Genomic DNA, 17,998 nt, shown 5'->3' on the forward strand with positions numbered 1-17,998 from the left:
GGTGGACTGGCAGTTCACCACCCACGATGCACGCATCAAACTGCGTCACCTTTATCCCAAATATTAGCCGCGACAGTCTACTAGTGCCGCGAAGGCAACGTTTGCCCGTCAAGGAGCGGCGTCCGGTGCGTGCTCTCGGCGTGCCGGCCGGAAGCCCTCGTACTGGACGTACTCGGGCTTTCGGCCGGTGCGGCGAGAGGGCGTGCCGGGCGTCGCGACGGGGCGAACGTTGCCTGCCGGGGCACTAGCTCTCGTCCGTCGCCGGTCTCATTGGATTTCCGCTCCCCCGGTCCGGCGCGGGAACGGCGAGGGCCGCACCCCCGGCCTTCCGGGGATGCGGCCCTCAACTGCCGTGCCGTACCGCTTGCTTGCGCTGCCCGCGTTACTTGCGGATCAGGCTGCGCAGCACGTAGTGCATGATGCCGCCGTTGCGGTAGTAGTCCGCCTCACCGGGGGTGTCGATGCGGACGACCGCGTCGAACTCGACGCCCGTGTCGGTGGTGACCTTCACCGTGCGCGGCGTGGTGCCCTCGTTGAGCTCCGTGACACCGGCGATGGAGAAGGTCTCCTCGCCGGTCAGGCCGAGGGACTGAGCCGACTGGCCCTCCGGGAACTGGAGCGGCAGCACGCCCATGCCGATGAGGTTGGAGCGGTGGATGCGCTCGTACGAATCGGCGATGACGGCGCGGACGCCGAGCAGGGCCGTGCCCTTGGCCGCCCAGTCGCGGGACGAGCCCGAGCCGTATTCCTTGCCGGCCAGGACGACCAGCGGGATGCCCGCTGCCTGGTAGTTCTGCGAGGCGTCGTAGATGAAGGAGACCGGGGCGCCGTCGACGGTGAAGTCGCGGGTGTAGCCGCCCTCGGTGCCCGGCGCGATCTGGTTGCGCAGGCGGATGTTGGCGAACGTACCGCGGATCATGACCTCGTGGTTGCCGCGGCGGGAGCCGTAGCTGTTGAAGTCGCGGCGCTCGACGCCGTGCTCCGTGAGGTACCTGCCGGCCGGGGTGTCGGCCTTGATCGCACCGGCCGGGGAGATGTGGTCGGTGGTGACCGAGTCGCCCAGCTTGGCCAGCACACGAGCGCCGGAGATGTCGGAGACCGGGGTGATCTCCATCGTCATGCCCTCGAAGTACGGGGGCTTGCGGACGTACGTCGACTGCGGGTCCCACTCGAAGGTGTTGCCGGTCGGGATCGGCAGCGCCTGCCACTGGGCGTCGCCGGCGAAGACGTCGCTGTAGGACTTGGAGAACATGTCCTCGCCGATGGCGCTGGCGACGACCTCGTTGACCTCGGCCTCGGACGGCCAGATGTCCTTCAGGTAGACCGGGTTGCCGTCCTGGTCGGTGCCCAGGGCGTCACGGGTGATGTCCACCTTCATCGAGCCCGCGATGGCGTACGCGACGACCAGCGGCGGGGACGCCAGGTAGTTCATCTTGACGTCGGGGTTGATCCGGCCCTCGAAGTTGCGGTTGCCGGACAGGACCGAGGTGACCGCGAGGTCGTGGTCGTTGACGGCCTTGGAGACCTCGTCCGGCAGTGGGCCCGAGTTGCCGATGCAGGTGGTGCAGCCGTAGCCGACGAGGTTGAAGCCGAGCTTGTCGAGGTACGGGGTCAGGCCCGACTTCTCGAAGTAGTCGGTGACGACCTTCGAACCGGGAGCGAGGGTGGTCTTGACCCACGGCTTGCGGGTCAGGCCCTTCTCGACCGCCTTCTTGGCGACCAGGGCGGCGCCGATCATGACGTACGGGTTGGAGGTGTTGGTGCAGGAGGTGATGGCCGCGACGGTCACCGCACCGTGGTCGATCTCGTACGTCGTGCCGTCGGGGGCGGTCACCGGGACCGGGTTGGACGGGGCACCGTTCGGGATCGAGGACGGGGCGTCGGAGCTCGGGAAGGACTCCTTGCTGGCCTCGTACTCGTCGGTGACGTAGTTGCGGACGTCGACCTTGAACTGCTCGGCGGCGTTGGCCAGGACGATGCGGTCCTGCGGGCGCTTCGGGCCGGCGATCGACGGGACGACCGTCGACAGGTCCAGCTCCAGCTTCTCGGAGAAGTCCGGCTCGGCCTTCGGGTCCAGCCAGAGGCCCTGCGTCTTGGCGTACGACTCGACGAGCGCGACCTGCTGCTCGCTGCGGCCGGTCAGGCGCAGGTACTTCAGGGTCTCGTCGTCTACGGGGAAGATCGCGGCGGTGGAGCCGAACTCCGGCGACATGTTGCCGATGGTGGCGCGGTTGGCGAGGCTCGTGGCCGCCACGCCCTCGCCGTAGAACTCGACGAACTTGCCGACCACACCGTGCGCCCGCAGCATCTCGGTGATGGTGAGCACGAGGTCGGTGGCGGTGGTGCCGGGGGTGAGCTCGCCGGTCAGCTTGAAGCCGACGACGCGCGGGATGAGCATGGAGACCGGCTGGCCGAGCATCGCGGCCTCGGCCTCGATGCCGCCGACGCCCCAGCCGAGGACGCCGAGGCCGTTGACCATCGTGGTGTGCGAGTCGGTGCCGACCAGGGTGTCGGGGTACGCCTTGCCGTCGCGGACCATGACGACGCGGGCCAGGTGCTCGATGTTCACCTGATGGACGATGCCGGTGCCGGGCGGCACGACCTTGAACTCGTCGAAGGCGGTCTGGCCCCAGCGCAGGAACTGGTAGCGCTCCTTGTTGCGGCCGTACTCCAGGTCGACGTTCTGCTTGAAGGCCTCGTTGGTGCCGAACTTGTCGGCGATGACGGAGTGGTCGATGACCAGCTCGGCCGGGGCCAGCGGGTTGATCTTCGCCGGGTCGCCGCCGAGCTCCTTGACGGCCTCACGCATGGTGGCCAGGTCGACGACGCAGGGGACGCCGGTGAAGTCCTGCATGATCACGCGGGCCGGCGTGAACTGGATCTCCTGGCTGGGCTGGGCCTGCGAGTCCCAGGTACCGAGGGCCCGGATGTGGTCGGCGGTGATGTTCGCGCCCTCCTCGGTGCGGAGCAGGTTCTCCAGCAGGACCTTGAGGCTGTAGGGCAGGCGGGACGAGCCCTCCACCTTGTCCAGCCGGAAGATCTCGTACGACTCGTCGCCCACCTGCAGCGTGCTGCGGGCGTCGAAGCTGTTCGCCGACACGACAGTCTCCTTCTTTATGTGCGCGTACCACCGCATCCTGCCGCCACGCCCTTTGGGCCAATCCGCTAAGGTAAGGCTAAGTTAGGTAACCCTTACCAGGGTGGGGCGACTGCAGTGCGCCTCGGCAGATATCTCGATGTCGAGATAACTGTAGTACATGGGTCCCGGTTGGTCATGCCAGGATCCCGGTGTCCGCTGTCATCCAATCGAGGCGTTTGACAGCGAACCCAGTCGTTCCGCCTTCCTTGTCAGCGAACCTAGTCGTACGAGGTGACGTGCTGGGGGTGCTGGATGACCGTGCCGGTCGGGGCGGATCTTGCGGAGCCGTACGTCGAGCTGTCGTACGTGGATGCCGTGCGGGAGGATCGGCGGCGTCCGCTGCTGGACTGTGTGACGGCTCGGTTCGAGGACGTGGCCGCGGTGCGGCCGTTTCGCTGGTCGCGTGGTGAGCGTCACTTCTCGGGCTGGTACTGGGCGGCGACGACCGGGCGGCACGTCGGTTTCGAGTCGTGGCTGGAGCGGGACCGGCTTGTGCTGATGGATTTCGATCCCGGGGTGGTGGGGATCGCCTCGCAGCCGTTCTGGCTGCACTGGCACGACGGCGAGCGTGAGCGTCGGCATGCTCCGGACTACTTCGTGCGCCGCGCGGACGGTTCGGCGGTGGTCGTGGATGTCCGCGCTGATGAGCGGATCGAGCCGAGGGACGCGGAGGCGTTCGAGGTGACGCGCCGGGCCTGCCGTCAGGCGGGGTGGGGCTTCGAACGGGTCGGGGTTCCGCAGGAGGTGCTGCTGGCGAATGTGCGGTGGCTGTCGCGTTACCGGCATCCCCGGTGCCGGCGCGGAACGGTCGCGGACCGTCTCCGGGAGGTTTTCGCGGCACCGGTCCCGTTGATGACTGGCGCGGATGCGGCCGGTGACCGGCTTGAGACGCTTCCCGTCCTGTTCCATCTCCTCTGGCTACGCGAGTTGGCCACCGAGGGCCTGTCGGCCGGGCTGCTGGGGCCGTCCACCATCGTGCGCCTGGCGGACGGAAGCGTTCGGTGACGGGGCGGGGGCAGGGGCGGTGGGTGCCTGCGACGGCCAGGATCGCGGAGTTCCCGCAGACCGCTGCGGAACAGGCTCGTTGGTGGGAGAGGCACATTCTGGAGGTGCTGGACGGCTTGCCGCCGGATGCTCCTGCGGGGACGGTGCCCCGGCCGGAGTTCGACCCAAAGCGGAATTCGCTGGCTCAGCGGGAGCGGGCCAAGGCGGCTGAGCTGACGGCGGCCGGGCATGCGATGACGGCCAGTGGCATCAAGCAGCGGCGTCAGCGATACCAGCGGGATGGGCTGGTCGGTCTGGCCGACGGCCGGTCGGCCAAGCAGATGCCGTCGTTCGGCCGGGTGGCCCTGGTGGTGGTCGAGGCGATGCGGCAGGCGATCGACGAGACGGCTGAGGCGTCGTCGAAGACGATCGGCTTCGTGGTCTGGCGGGCGACACAGATCCTGGCCTCCCGCGAGGACGTGCAGGACATCGAGGTGCCCTCACAGCGCACGCTCTACCGGCTGTTCGACAAGCTGGCCACCGGCACCCATGCGACGGGCTCGGCGACCACGCGCCGTTCGGTGAACGCGCGTCCGGCCGGGCCGTTCGGGGAGGTGCCGGCCAGCGCGCCGGGCGAGTGGATGCAGATCGACTCCACGCCGCTGGATGTCCTGGTGCGCCTGGACGACGGCATTGCCGAGAAGGTCGAGTTGACGGCCATGATCGACCTTGCGACCAGGTCACTGGCCGCTGCGGTGCTGCGACCGACGACGAAGGCGGCCGACGCCTCTGCTCTTCTGGCCCGGAGCATCACCCCTGAGACGATGCGTCCTGGTTGGTCGGACGCTTTGCGGTTGTCGAGGTCGGTGATGCCTTACCGGCGACTGATGGCTATGGACGAGCGGCTGGAACATGCGGCTGCGCGGCCGGTGATCGTGCCGGACACGATCGTCTGCGACCACGGCAAGGTCTTCATCTCGAACAACTTCCGTGCCTCGTGCCGCTACCTGGGCATCAGTCTCCAGCCGACGCACAAGGCGTCGCCTTTCGAGAAGGGTGCGATCGAGAAGACGCTGGGGTCGGTGGCCACTTTGTTCGCGCAGTTCGTCGCGGGTTACACCGGCCGGTCGGTGGACCGCCGGGGCCGGGGCCTGGAGAACGGACCGCTGTGGTCCCTGCCCGAACTCCAGAGCCTGCTGGACGAGTGGATCGTCATCTGGCAGAACCGTCCGCACGATGCACTGCGGGACCCGGACTCGCCGAAGCGCGCGTTCACGCCGAACGAGAAGTACGCGACGCTGTTGGAGTCGTGCGGCTACATTCCGGCCCCGTTCAGCGGCGAGGACTACGTCGAGTTGCTGCCCGAACGCTGGCAGGCGATCAACTCCTACGGCATCCGGATTAACCACCGAACCTACGACGACGGCGAGCTGACCTCGTTGCGCCGTCAGCACTCCGGAGTGGTGGAGAAGAAAGGGTTGTGGGAGATCCACTACGACCCCTACGACGTCTCCCGGATCTGGGTACGCGACCGCCGCAGCGAACCGGCCCGGTGGATCACGGTGTTCTGGAAACACCTGCACCGCGTCGGCGTCCCCTTCGGCGAGATGGCCTGGGACCACGCCCGCGAACAGGTCCCGGAAGGGACCGAGGAACAGATCGCCGATGCCGCCGCTGCCCTGCTGCGCCGGGCCCACGACGGCCCTGCCACTGAGGAAGACCGCCCGGCCAAACGCTCGAAGCGGGACCGGCGGGTCGCCGCCCGCACCCGGGCCACCGCCCCCGAACGGCTGGCCCCTGACCCGCCAGCCGCTGGGCCCGTGCCCGAGGACGAGGCCGGCACCGAGGTGGCGAAGGTCATCCCGCTGGGCCTGTTCGATCCGCTCGCCAACCCCTGGAGGCGCACGTGACCCTCTCCGAACTGGCAGCCCGGCACATCGCGTTGAGCAAGGTCGATGCCGAGGCCAACCGGCAGCTGACCACGCTGGACGGGTGGCGGAAGTTCATCGAGAACCCGCCCTCGCCCCCGGTTCTGTTGTCGCCTGACGCGCTGCGGCGACTGTCCCCGGCCGAACGGGACCTCTACGACGATGACCGGCTCGACCATCACGCCCGGATGCTCGTGGTCGCCACTTCGTTCGTCGAGAAGACCGTGGTCTGCGGCCGTCGGTTGGTCCTGCTCAACCGCCACGCGATCAGCGCCCGTCGCGGCCTGATGGTCTCCGGGCTTCCCGGCACGGGCAAGACCAGCGCCATCACCCAGCTCGGACGCTCCCATGAACTCCTCGACCGGGCCCGCCACCCGAATGTCTCCGACCGCGTCCCGGTGCTTTACATCACCGTCCCGCCAGCCGCGACCGCCCGCATGGTTGCCGCGGAGTTCGCCCGCTTCCTAGGCCTGCCGGTCCGGGCCCGGTTCAACATGACGGACATCATCGAGGCCGTGGTCGGTGTCTGCACCGACACCCGCACGGGCCTGGTACTCGTCGACGAAATTCACAATGTCTCGCAGGTCACCCGGTCCGGCGGTGAGGTCTCCGACACTCTGAAGTACTTCTCCGAGCGCATCCCCGCCACGTTCGTCTACGCGGGCATCGGCCTGGAGACCAGTGAGCTCCTGGCCGGCACGCGGGGCGCCCAGATCGCGGGGCGCTTCACCCTCGTTCCGACCCGCCCGTTCCCCTACGGCGACGAGTGGAAGGGACTGGTCGCAACGATGGAGGAGACGTTGCTCCTGCACGACCACCCACCGGGAAGCCTGGCCAAGCTGGACCGTTACCTTCACAACCGGGCCGATGGCATGATCGGCGCCCTCTCCCACGCGATCCGGGGCGCCGCGATCGACGCGATCCTCAGAGGCACCGAACGCGTGACGAAAGAAACGATCGACGCGATCCCCCTGGACCACGCCGCAGAAATCACGACATCCCCGTCCAGGAAGATGGCCCGCCGGTGACCGTCACGTCGTCAGACCGCCTCGCCCGGCTTCCCATCAAGGTTTCACCACGGCTCGGAGAGACAACCGACTCCTACATCCGCCGCCTGGCCCGCGCCAACCACCTCAAGCCCAGCTACCTGCACCGGTTCCTCTGCGGCCCACCATTCTGGTTCGGCAAACCCATCCTCTCCCGCCTCGCGGCAGTCTCCGGCCATCCAGAACGCGCACTGCAACGAGCCCTGGCCGACGTCGCGTCGCCACGACGACGCACCAAGCCGAACGTCCGCTACCCCCGGGCCATCCCCCTGGCCGACCGCCCTGAACTGGCACTCCGCATCCGCGAGGCCGCCCAGTCCGGAAACGCGACCATCCGTGACCTGTCCCGACGCCACAAGCTCCCGCCCCGGACCATACGCACCATCCTGGACATGCCGGCACCGAGCACCTACCAGCCCAGGAGCGGCCCCCGCAAGGGACGGCCAACCAGACGGCCCGCCGCCGCGATCAACGACTCCACCCGAGCCCTGATCGACGCCATACTCGCCGAGCACCTCGACCTCAGAGAGGTCTGGACCCGGCTCATGGACGACCACGACATCTCTGTGTCCTACTCCTCGATCAACATCTATTTCCGCACCTGCCACGTCCGTACAGTGGCGCCATGAGCAATCACTCCGAAGCGCCTGTCACGCCCGTCGAGGCCTATGAACCCCCCTACTACGTGGCTGTCTTCACTACGGTGCGAACTCAGGACCAGAGCGGCTACAGCGAGACCAACGCACGCATGGAAGACCTCGTGAAGGACATCCCCGGCTACCTGGGGATGGACCACGCACAAACTCCTGGCGGGCTGGGCATCACCGTCAGCTACTTCCGCGACGCCGACGCCCTCACGGAGTGGCGGAGCAACGCCGAGCACCGCGCGGCGCAGGAGCGCGGGCGAGCCGAGTGGTACCAGAACTACACGCTGCACGTGGCGAAAGTGGAGCGCAGCCACGGGTTCATGCGGGCGAAGGTCCCGCAGAGCCCGACAGCAAGCTGACCAACCGAAGTCACCTCAGCGACCCGGGGCCTTCTCCCTGCCAACCGGGCAGCACGTTGCGGTGGACGTCCTGCCATGACCTGCTCGCGGTCGGCACCTGGCAGCAGGAACTGGTGAAGATACTCACGATGACCCACCATGATCGCTTGCCATCCAACTCAGTCGACGCAGGTCAGCGCGAGCCGAGCGACTAACTTCGCTGTCAAAGGACACCCGGTTACCCCTGTCCTCCAATCGAGGAAGGAAGGGGCCGCGGCCTCGCGGGACACACCTCGGCCCGCACAATTCATTGACCTACCGGACCGTGTCGCGCATCGCATTCGCCCCCTGTCACGTCCGGGACCGAGCCGGGCATGCCCGCTCGAACTGCTGGACGCCCACGCAGGAGCAGCACGGGACGTCATACGACATCAGTTGATTTGCCTGGACCTTTCGGGTGGCGTCGTACGCGTACGACCAGGCGATGTTGACTGTCTGTCACCCGAACGGACCCCCCGGGATGTGCCATCTCATATCTGAGATAGCCTCAAACCCATGGCAGACGACTACCTCGTACGCATCGGCAAGCTCATCCGTGACGCCCGGCAACACCGAGGCTGGACACAGGCGCAGCTTGCGGAGGCGCTCGGCACCAGCCAGAGCGCCGTCAACCGCATCGAGCGCGGCAACCAGAACATCAGCCTTGAGATGATCGCGCGGATCGGTGAGGCCCTGGAGAGCGAGATCGTCTCGCTGGGCTACGCCGGGCCGATGCACCTGCGCGTGGTCGGCGGCCGCCGGCTGTCCGGCGCCATCGACGTGAAGACGAGCAAGAACGCGTGCGTGGCCCTGCTGTGCGCCTCGCTCCTCAACAAGGGGCGTACGGTGCTGCGCCGGGTCGCCCGCATCGAGGAGGTCTACCGCCTGCTGGAGGTGCTGAACTCCATCGGCGTGCGCACCCGCTGGATCAACGACGGGGTCGACCTGGAGATCGTGCCGCCGGCCGAGCTGGACATGGCGGCCATCGACGCGGAGGCCGCCGTACGGACGCGGTCCATCATCATGTTCTTCGGCCCGCTGCTGCACCGCATGGACCACTTCAAGCTGCCGTACGCCGGCGGCTGCGACCTCGGGACGCGGACCATCGAGCCGCACATGATCGCGCTGCGCCGGTTCGGGCTGGACATCGCGGCGACGGAGGGTCAGTACCACGCCGTGGTCGACCGTTCCGTACGCCCGGACCGCCCGATCGTGCTGACCGAGCGCGGCGACACGGTGACCGAGAACGCGCTGCTGGCCGCGGCGCGGCACGACGGCGTCACCGTCATCCGCAACGCCTCCTCCAACTACATGGTCCAGGACCTGTGTTTCTTCCTGGAGGCGCTGGGCGTGCGGGTCGAGGGCATCGGCACCACCACGCTCACCGTGCACGGCGTGCCGGTCATCGACGCCGACGTGGACTACTCCCCCTCCGAGGACCCGGTCGAGGCGATGAGCCTGCTGGCCGCCGCCGTGGTCACCGAGTCGGAGCTGACGGTGCGTCGGGTGCCGATCGAGTTCCTGGAGATCGAGCTGGCGGTCCTGGAGGAGATGGGCCTCGACCAGGACCGCACGCCCGAGTACTTCGCGGACAACGGCCGTACGCGGCTGGTGGACCTGACCGTCCGGCCCTCCAAGCTGGAGGCGCCGATCGACAAGATCCACCCGATGCCGTTCCCGGGGCTGAACATCGACAACGTCCCGTTCTTCGCGGCGATCGCGGCCGTGGCGCAGGGCAAGACCCTCATCCACGACTGGGTCTACGACAACCGCGCGATCTACCTGACGGACCTCAACCGCCTCGGCGGACGGCTGCAGTTGCTGGACCCCCACCGGGTCCTCGTCGAGGGCCCGACCCGCTGGCGCGCCGCCGAGATGATGTGTCCGCCCGCCCTGCGCCCCGCCGTGGTCGTCCTGCTGGCGATGATGGCGGCCGACGGTACGTCCGTGCTGCGCAACGTGTACGTCATCAACCGCGGCTACGAGGATCTGGCGGAGCGGCTGAACTCGATCGGCGCGCAGATCGAGATCTTCCGGGACATCTGAGATGCGGATTCCGCCGCGCCCCGCTTGACCAGCACGAATGAGGGCCAGTAAGGGGTGCGACGGCACCTCTGGGGCTTCTCTGGGACTTTTGATGCACTGTGTCGCTCTACACCTTCACCATGATCATCCAGACGCTCGGGGGGTGGGTCGTCCACAGCGGGTGCGCCGGAGCCCTGCTGGTCCGCAGGACGAGAGACGCCCGCATGTCACTGTGGCTGCGAATCGCTCCATTCGTCACCATGCTGGCGGGACTGACTCTCTTCTTTCTGGCAGTGGCGGTCCGGGACGACTGGATCCACCTGAAACGGCAGCCGTCACACGGGGACACGCAGGAGTGGCTCTGATCGAGAAGACCCTCCTCAACGTCCGCTGCCCTGTCGCCGCCCGTGCCGCGGCGGCGACAGGGCAGCGGCATACCACCGACCAGCTCCAGTCGGTGTCGGCGAGCCGGACACCCGACCCTGCCGCGTGAGTGCTCTCCTGCCCGGTGAGTCGAGGCGGCGCGTTACTCTGAGGGCCCCCTCGGCCCAGATGAATCATGTCCGATGGGATCTACAAAGTGACTGCATGGCAGCTCGTCAACGCCTATTTCAAAACGGCCGCGGCCAGCTCGCAACGCTGATCATCTTCGACGTGCGTGTGGCGTGGGTGGCCGTGGCCCTGCTGCCGCCCGGCTATCTAATGGTCGCGGTGGCGCCCGCAGTCGTGGTGAACGCGCTCCTGATCAGTCGCTGGAACGGGTCCCAGCGTTAGCGGAGACCGAACGAGGCACTCGATGAACCTGGGGATGCCCCGTGCCGCTGTACGCTTCGCTGTCACCATCCAACTGCTCGCCGCTGTGAGGGCTTCAGCGGGGCCGTAATCGGAACCTTCGAGCCCGGCAAGGTGAATCTCCCGAAGGGCTGGTGTGTCACTCCGGGATACGCATCGCTCCGTACACAGCCGTGTTGGCAGGACTGGCCGAATTCGTCGCTTACGGCCGCCATCTGAGGCAACTGGATTCATCTCGACCTCAGAAAAGAGAAACGCCGCCCTTGTCCACAGCAGACAGAAGGCGGCCAGCGCCACTGCAACACCGCGGCCTGATCCGGCGGGCCCAGCGGGGTCGATACAGCGCCGCCCACTGGCTCGCGTCCCATGCCGTCCAGTCGGACACGCCGTCGGACATGGAGGCGCGGGGCAGCGGAACAACTCTGTCGGTCTCGATCGCGGACCGAGTATGCGGGAGCATCACGCTCCGGCGCCGACCTCTCGCGCACGATCACCGGGCAGGCACTCCCTCTTTCCCAGAGTGCTGGATCAGCGTTCCCGTCACGGTGGCTCGTACGGTGTGCAGGCAGTCCGCCCGGCTGACACCAGTTCCGGCCTCGGCGCACGGGGCCGCGGAGAGAAATCCCCGCTCTTCTGCCATTGCCGCAGGCAGGGCAGTGAAACCACCGACCGCCCACAGCATTGCGACAGCGCCCAAAAGCACCGCGCACAGCCCCCATGGACAGTGCCGCGGCCACGGCTGTCGTTGCTGACGAAGCATCAGCTCCCGATGAGCAGGTGCCGGACGACATACCCGGCGGAGTCCACGCCGGAGCTGCCGCCTTCGACCAGGGCGGCGACGGCGATATGGGAGTTGTAGGCGGCGAGCCAGCCGTTGGTGTGGTCGCCTTCCTCCGCGGTGCCGGTCTTGGCGCCGACGCCCACCAGTCCGCCGAGCCGGGGTGCGGCGGTACCGCTGGTGGCCACGCCGCGCATCATCGACTGCAGGTAGCCGGCCGTGCGGGCGGAGATGGGCCGAGGCGCGGTGTCCTGGTGCTGGCCGGGCAGGATGACGGGCTGCTCGAAGCCCGCGCTGCGTACGGTCGCCGCCACCGAGGCCATGAACAGCGGTGTGGCCGTGACCTGGCCCTGGCCGATGAACTGGGCCGCCTGGTCGCCGCCCTGCACGTCCGCCGGGATGCTCGGGTCCGTGGTGGCGACGCCCCCGCCGATGGACCAGCTGCCCATGCCGAAGACGTTCACCGCCTCCTCGTGCAGGGCAGAGGCATCGCCGTCCTGCACGAGGTAGTGGAAGCCGTCCTTGATGAAAGAGGTGTTGCACGACACGGCGAACGCCTGGGCGATCGTGGAGCCGGGGTTGGCCCTCACTCCCGGGTCGTTGTGGAACAGCTGGCTGTTGGCCATGAGCGAGTCCGTACAGGGCGCGGGACTGCTCGGGGTGAGACCCGCCTGGTCGAACAGGGCCGCCGAGGTGACGATCTTCATGGTGGAGCCCGGCGACTTGATGCCGTTGATGGCGATGTCGCCGTCCGCACCAGTGTGCGCGATCGCGAGGATGTGGCCGGTTCGCCAGTCGAGCGCCACCGTCCCGGCGGGCTTTCCCTGTAGATGAGCGTCCGTCACCGCGGTTTCGGCCACCGACTGAAGACGGGCGTCGATCGTGGTCTTGACGACGGCAGCCCGGCCCTTGGAGAAGACCTTCAGCGCCTTGACGCCCACGCCGGTGCCGTCGACCACGGCCACGCCCGTGCCGGGGGTTCCGCCGGTGGGCTTGGCGTTCTTGCGGATCGTCGCCGTGATGTCCCGCAGGGACGCGAAGGTGGACAGGTCTGTCCTTCCGTCGCCGGCGACCACCCTCACCGTGGTGGTGTCGGCCGGCAGCCTGCCCGCGGTCAGCGACTGGTCGTCGCCCAGGCCGGGGTAGAGCACCGAGTTGTTCCAGTGGACCGCCACCACGTCGTCCGTGCTCTTCCGCACCGCCACCGCGCTCGGGTAGTTCCAGGTGCCATCCGCGACCTGGGCGGTGACGTCGAAGGTGACCTTGGTGGCGCCGGGCGTGACCGTCGAGGGCCCCGCCGAGCGAATGTGTGCGAACGACAGCGTCTTGAGGTGCAGGCCGTCCGCGTATCCCCGCAGTGCCTGTGCGGCCGTGTCCGGCAGGTCGGTGTCGCCCGCCGCCTCGCCGAAGTGCTGCTTGGACCAGTTGTCCAGGAACGCGCGGGTCAGTTTGACGGCTTCGGCATCCGTCGGCGGCGTACTCGACACAGCCGACGGGTCGAACGTGCGCGCCGCCTTGGCCTGGGCGTCACCCGCGGGACCGGAGGTCAGGGCATGCACGAAGTTGTAGGCGCCGATTCCGCCGACGACGACCAGGGCTGCGCAGGTACTGGCAAGGCCGATCTTCCCAGCTCTGTTCACATGCCTGATCGTATGTATGCTCCATATGCCGGTGGCTACGAACCGATCTCCAATTACTCAAAGCCTGGTCAAGGAACCTACCCGTTTCGAAGATTTGCCGTGCCTTGAGGGAATCTTGTGGTGATCAAGGGACGCGGTTTCCCGATCACGGGGTCGATGCCGATTACTGTGCGATCCGCTCCGGACGCCCGGGATGCAAATGGAGGGCCCTTTTGGGCTGCCTCGGCGGCACCCCGGGAACCACCAGCAGGTTCGCCAGCTCGTCGGACAGCTCAGGATCCATGCGCACGGCTTGGTGGGTCGCTTCCGTTTCGATTCCAGCGCGTACCAGGAGTCTCTTCAGAAACGCTGTGGCCGTAGCGCGTCTGTCGTTTCCAGCACCGGAGCGTGAACGCGAAGAACAGCAGTGGCGATCTTCCCGTCCTTCGAACGTGGCTGGACGGTGCGAGGTCCCATCCGCTGCGCTGGTACTTCGAGTACCGCGGCCGGGCTTGCCCCCAGCATCACCGTCGCTGGGTGGAACAAGCAGCCACGAGTCGGCGCTGGGATGTGAGCTCTCTTCGTCCTCGGGGCTGCAGTGCGCTTCCATCTCGTCGGGGCTCGCGCCGAGATCCGCGACTGCGTCGGCACAGCCCCGCGCTTTACCCTGCACTGCCGCTGGAGTCCGCCTGGGAGCAATGGGTTGTGGATTGACCCGCAACCATGAGACCCCCACAGGGGAGGCGCCTCCTCACTGGGAAGTCGCAGTGGTGAGTAGCCACGGCTGACGCGCAGCAGGATGGCCGCACCACCGTCACCGTCTCCGTCTCCGCTCCCGCCGGAACCCGGTCACCCGTGGGCATGTTGCAGTCCGCGTGCGGCTGGCGGGAGTGGACGAGCGGCCTGTGGAGATCCCACGACCGCTGCGCCCTCGTCCCATGCGACGCGGATGGCGGCAGGACGGCGAGCGCGAGTGCTGCGCACTGCCTAGATTGGCAAGAAGCACCCTTTAAGCAGCGGAAAGGACTGGCGCTAGACCTGTGGGACCGCAGATCGACTACTCGGCGTTGTTCGCGTCCACACCCAGTCCCTATCTGGTACTCGGGCCCGACCTGGTGATCGTCGACGTCAACGAGGCGTACCTGAGGGCGACCGGGCGGAGCAGGCCGGAGCTGGTGGGGCAGTACCTGTTCGACGCCTTCCCGGACAATCCCGCGGACCCGGACGCGGACGGGGTGCGCAACCTTGACGCCTCGCTGCACCGGGTCCTGCGGTCGAGAGAGCCGGACACGATGGCGGTGCAGAAGTACGACATCCCCGTCACATCCCGGCCCGGGACGTTCGAGGAGCGGTGGTGGTCCCCGATCAACACCCCCGTCCTGGGGCCGGACGGGCAAGTGGCATGGATCATCCACCGGGTGGAGGACGTGACCGCCTTCGTCCTGTCCCGCCCGGCCCGCCCACAAAGCGGGACGCTGAGCGAGCGCGAGGCGATGGAGGCCGAGCTGTACGCGCGAGCGCGGGAGCTGCAGCACCTGAACGAAGAGTTGCGCCAGGCGCACGCACGGGAACGCCAGGTCGCCGTCGCTCTGCAGGAGGCCATGCTGCACGCGCCCGACCTGGCCCGGCACCCCAATGTCGCGGTTCGCTACCTGCCCGCAGTCGGGTCGCTGAACGTGTGCGGCGACTGGTACGACGTGGTCGACCTGCCAAATGGCTGCTTCAGCGTAGCCGTCGGCGACGTCGTCGGCCACGGCCTGGAGGCCGCCGCCGTCATGGGCATGCTCCGCAGCGCACTGAGCGCCGCAGTCCGTGCCCTGCACGAGCCCGCGAAGTCGCTGGAAGTCCTCGGCCTGTACGCCCGCTCGGTGGAGGGGGCGGTAGCCACCACTGCTGTCAAGGTCGTGGTCGACACCCGCCATCACCGGATCACGTACAGCAGCGCCGGCCATCCCCCGCCCGTCCTGCTGCATCCCGACGGAGGCTGCGACCTGCTCGATGAAGCGACCGACCCGCCCCTGGGCGCCCGCCCCAAGCACGTCACCCGCCCGCAGGCCGCTCTGCCCTACGCCGCCGACGACACCCTCGTGTTGTACACCGACGGCCTGATCGAGCGCCGCGGCGAGGACATCGATGCCGGCCTGCACCGGTTGACCGACGCCCTGGCCCGCTACGCCGGCATGGGCCCTGACCGCCTCTCCGATGCACTACTGGCCCGCCTCGGCGTGGCCAGCGGCTCCCGCGACGACATCGCCCTGGTCGTCGTGCACCTATAGCGCAGCAAAGCCCCATATCAGTGCATCTACTGATGATCAGCGACTTAAGCTGTTTTTGGCCCCGCGGTGTCGGCTGGTCGGCGGACTGGCTCGGAGGCCGGCACGGCTGCGAGCACGTGGGGCTCTGGTCGTACATCGGCGAAGCGGCTGTGCGGGTTCCAGGTGGGGAAGGCGTGGACCAGGTCGCAAGGGCCGGTCACCGCGATGTGGCCGGCCCGCACCGCCTGGGCCCAGGTTGTCCAGCCCATGTGCCAGCGGGTGAACGCTGCCGGGTCGGCGACCACGACCAGGTCCTCCTCGCCTGGGCTGTGCACGCATACCTCGGCGTCGCCGTGCTCGTACAGCAGCCAGAACCGGGTCGGGGGCCTGAGTGCCGGGAAGTCCAGGCGCACCACCACGCGGCGGTCGGGGAGCGCGGCAGGGTCGGCGGAGCGGCACATCGCCCACAGCACCGGGTACGGGTCGAGGTGCTCGGGTGCCAGCTCCAGCCAGCGGACGCCCCACGCGCCGAGCGCCAGGCACACCTGCCACAGGTCCGTGCCGGCCTCGGTCAGGTGGTAGCGGACGGAGTGTCCCGGTCCTTGGTCGCGGCTCAGCAGGCCGTGTCGCTGAAGCTCACGCAGCCGGGCGGCGAGCAGTGTGCGGGACAGGCCCGGCGCGCCGCGCAGGATGTCGCTGAACGTCTCGCAGCCCAGTGCCATGTTCCGCACGATCAGCGGTGTCCAGCGCTCGGCGAACACCTCGGACGCGCGAGCGATCGGGCAGTACTGGCCATAGCCGCGCACGCAGTCCAGTGTGCGCTCACCCCGCCGAGTGGTCCAGATCCTGGACTTCCGCCGGGCTCGGTCGGCGGGAGAGGGTGGATCTGTGGGGGCCGACACGGACTGGGCGGAGGCCGACGATGATGCGGGAGATCCCGGGCTTCGCGGGGCAGCTCATCACCCCCCGCGCCACGGAGTACGACAGCGCCCGGGCGCTGTGGAACGGCGCGATCGACCGGCGGCCGGCGGCGATCGCCCGGTGCGGCGGCGCGGCCGACGTCCAGGTGGTGGTCCGCTACGCCCGTGAGCGCGGCCTGCCGCTGTCGGTGCGCGGCGGCGGGCACGGCGTCGGCGGCACCGCGGTGTGCGACGGCGGGCTCGTCGCCGACCTGAGCCGGATGCGCACCGTCCACGTCGATCCGCGCACCGAGACGGTGACCGCGGCGGGCGGGGTGCTGTGGGGCGACCTGGACCCGGCCACCCATCGGTTCGGCCTGGCGACCACGGGCGGGATCGTCACCCACACCGGCATCGCCGGCCTGACGCTGGGCGGCGGCATCGGCTGGCTGATGCGCGCCCACGGGCTGACCGCGGACAACCTGCTCCACGCCGAGCTGGTGACCGCCGACGGAGAGCGGATCACCACCGATGCCCGCCCCGAACTGCTGTGGGCCCTGCGCGGCGGAGGCGGCAACTTCGGCGTGGTGACCCGGTTCCGGTACCGGCTGCATCCGGTCACCGAAGTGCTCGGCGGGCCGGTGCTGTGGCCCCTGGACGACGCCCCCGGCCTGCTGCGCCACTACCGGGACTGGATCGCCGAGGCACCCGACGAACTGACCACGATCATCAGTCTCCGCAAGGCCCCGCCCCTGCCCGCCCTGCCCGAGGCTGTGCACGGCCGACTGGTGTGCGCGATCACCTCCTGCTGGTGCGGCCCGCCGGAGGCCGGAGCCGCTGTGCTGGCACCGCTGCGCTCCTACCGGCGTCCGCTGGCCGACCTGACCAGGCTGCGGCCCTATCCGGAGCACCAGGCGCTGCAGGATCCGACGGTGCCGCACGGCTGGCACTACTACTGGAAGTCCAGCGAGGTGGCGGCGTTGCCAGACGACCTGATCGACGTGCTGGTCGAGCACACCGCCCGGGTCGCCTCACCTCGCTCGTACACGCTGGTCTTCCAGCTCGGCGGAGCGATCACCCGGGTGCCCGAGGACGCCACCGCCTACCCGCACCGCAGCGCAGGCCACGCGATCAACATCAACGGCGCGTGGCTGCCCGGGGAACCGGCGGCCGACCGGGAGACGGCATGGGTGCGCGACTTCTTCCACGCGGTCGCGCCCCACCAGCTCGGCGTGTACGTGAACTTCCTGGGGAACGAGGGCCAAGCCCGCGTCCTTGCGGCCTACGGTGAGGGGACGTACCGGCAACTGGTGCGGATCAAAGAGGTCTACGACCCGGACAACGTGTTCCGGCACAACCAGAACATCGACCCGGCGTCCTCCCCGCTGGCGACCGCCCAGGACGTCGTGTAGGCCGCCGAGCCTCGCCTGACAGTGAGGATGTGACGTGGTGACGCCGCTGGTGGGTCTGACCCCTCGCCTGACTGACGTCTCGACTGTCCTGTTTGGG

General features: G+C 68.5%; 14 protein-coding genes and 1 pseudogene. 12 read left to right on the forward strand and 3 right to left on the reverse strand.

The features are described 5' to 3' along the window. Positions 1-382 precede the first annotated feature (382 nt). Positions 383-3,136, reverse strand: coding sequence for an aconitate hydratase AcnA (gene acnA, locus H8R17_RS40970; protein ID WP_187828278.1), 2,754 nt, complete (start codon positions 3,134-3,136; stop codon positions 383-385). A 255-nt stretch (positions 3,137-3,391) separates the two neighbouring features. On the opposite strand from acnA, the gene H8R17_RS40975 reads away from it, so the two are divergent. The 10 genes and pseudogenes from H8R17_RS40975 (at position 3,392) to H8R17_RS41015 (ending at position 10,920) form a co-directional block, all read left to right on the forward strand. Further along, positions 3,392-4,144 (forward strand): TnsA-like heteromeric transposase endonuclease subunit, encoded by a 753-nt coding sequence (locus H8R17_RS40975; RefSeq protein WP_187828279.1) that lies wholly within the window; start codon positions 3,392-3,394, stop codon positions 4,142-4,144. A gap of 362 nt (positions 4,145-4,506) precedes the next feature. After that, positions 4,507-6,033: a transposase family protein gene (locus H8R17_RS40980; protein WP_223126056.1), complete on the forward strand. Its 1,527-nt coding sequence runs from the start codon at positions 4,507-4,509 to the stop codon at positions 6,031-6,033. Beyond that, positions 6,030-7,079: an ATP-binding protein gene (locus H8R17_RS40985; RefSeq protein WP_187828281.1), complete on the forward strand. Its 1,050-nt coding sequence runs from the start codon at positions 6,030-6,032 to the stop codon at positions 7,077-7,079. The genes H8R17_RS40980 and H8R17_RS40985 overlap by 4 nt, the downstream gene beginning before the upstream one ends. Further along, the gene (locus H8R17_RS40990; RefSeq protein WP_187828282.1) at positions 7,076-7,726 is read left to right on the forward strand and encodes a TniQ family protein; all 651 of its coding nucleotides are present in this window, start codon (positions 7,076-7,078) and stop codon (positions 7,724-7,726) included. Before H8R17_RS40985 ends, H8R17_RS40990 begins: the two co-directional genes overlap by 4 nt. Then, positions 7,723-8,103: an antibiotic biosynthesis monooxygenase gene (locus H8R17_RS40995; protein ID WP_187828283.1), complete on the forward strand. Its 381-nt coding sequence runs from the start codon at positions 7,723-7,725 to the stop codon at positions 8,101-8,103. The genes H8R17_RS40990 and H8R17_RS40995 overlap by 4 nt, the downstream gene beginning before the upstream one ends. Before the next feature lie 374 nt (positions 8,104-8,477). Further along, positions 8,478-8,573: pseudogene (locus tag H8R17_RS48060) on the forward strand (DUF4236 domain-containing protein); the annotation flags it as partial. A gap of 64 nt (positions 8,574-8,637) precedes the next feature. Continuing rightward, entirely contained in the window at positions 8,638-10,167 is a 1,530-nt protein-coding gene (locus tag H8R17_RS41000) for a UDP-N-acetylglucosamine 1-carboxyvinyltransferase (protein WP_187828284.1), read from the forward strand. A gap of 119 nt (positions 10,168-10,286) precedes the next feature. Beyond that, positions 10,287-10,511 (forward strand): hypothetical protein, encoded by a 225-nt coding sequence (locus H8R17_RS41005; protein WP_187828285.1) that lies wholly within the window; start codon positions 10,287-10,289, stop codon positions 10,509-10,511. After that, positions 10,502-10,639, forward strand: coding sequence for a hypothetical protein (locus tag H8R17_RS41010; protein WP_187828286.1), 138 nt, complete (start codon positions 10,502-10,504; stop codon positions 10,637-10,639). Before H8R17_RS41005 ends, H8R17_RS41010 begins: the two co-directional genes overlap by 10 nt. Positions 10,640-10,734: 95 nt before the next feature. Next, on the forward strand, positions 10,735-10,920 hold the full coding sequence (locus H8R17_RS41015; RefSeq protein WP_187828287.1) for a hypothetical protein: 186 nt from the start codon (positions 10,735-10,737) through the stop codon (positions 10,918-10,920). A gap of 777 nt (positions 10,921-11,697) precedes the next feature. Here H8R17_RS41015 and H8R17_RS41020 read toward each other — a convergent pair. Then, the gene (locus tag H8R17_RS41020) at positions 11,698-13,356 is read right to left on the reverse strand and encodes a penicillin-binding transpeptidase domain-containing protein (protein ID WP_187828288.1); all 1,659 of its coding nucleotides are present in this window, start codon (positions 13,354-13,356) and stop codon (positions 11,698-11,700) included. 1,019 nt (positions 13,357-14,375) lie between these two features. On the opposite strand from H8R17_RS41020, the gene H8R17_RS41025 reads away from it, so the two are divergent. Continuing rightward, a complete protein-coding gene (locus H8R17_RS41025; protein WP_187828289.1) occupies positions 14,376-15,611 on the forward strand; it encodes a SpoIIE family protein phosphatase in 1,236 nt (411 codons plus the stop codon). A 44-nt stretch (positions 15,612-15,655) separates the two neighbouring features. On the opposite strand, the gene H8R17_RS41030 is transcribed toward H8R17_RS41025, so the two are convergent. Then, positions 15,656-16,396, reverse strand: coding sequence for a helix-turn-helix domain-containing protein (locus tag H8R17_RS41030; RefSeq protein WP_187828290.1), 741 nt, complete (start codon positions 16,394-16,396; stop codon positions 15,656-15,658). A 116-nt stretch (positions 16,397-16,512) separates the two neighbouring features. Here H8R17_RS41030 and H8R17_RS41035 point away from each other — a divergent pair, with 116 nt between their 5' ends. Further along, entirely contained in the window at positions 16,513-17,901 is a 1,389-nt protein-coding gene (locus tag H8R17_RS41035) for an FAD-binding oxidoreductase (protein ID WP_262505906.1), read from the forward strand. The last annotated feature ends 97 nt before the right edge of the window (positions 17,902-17,998 follow it).

The organism is Streptomyces sp. TRM68367 (assembly GCF_014495685.1).
Lineage (GTDB): Bacteria > Actinomycetota > Actinomycetes > Streptomycetales > Streptomycetaceae > Streptomyces.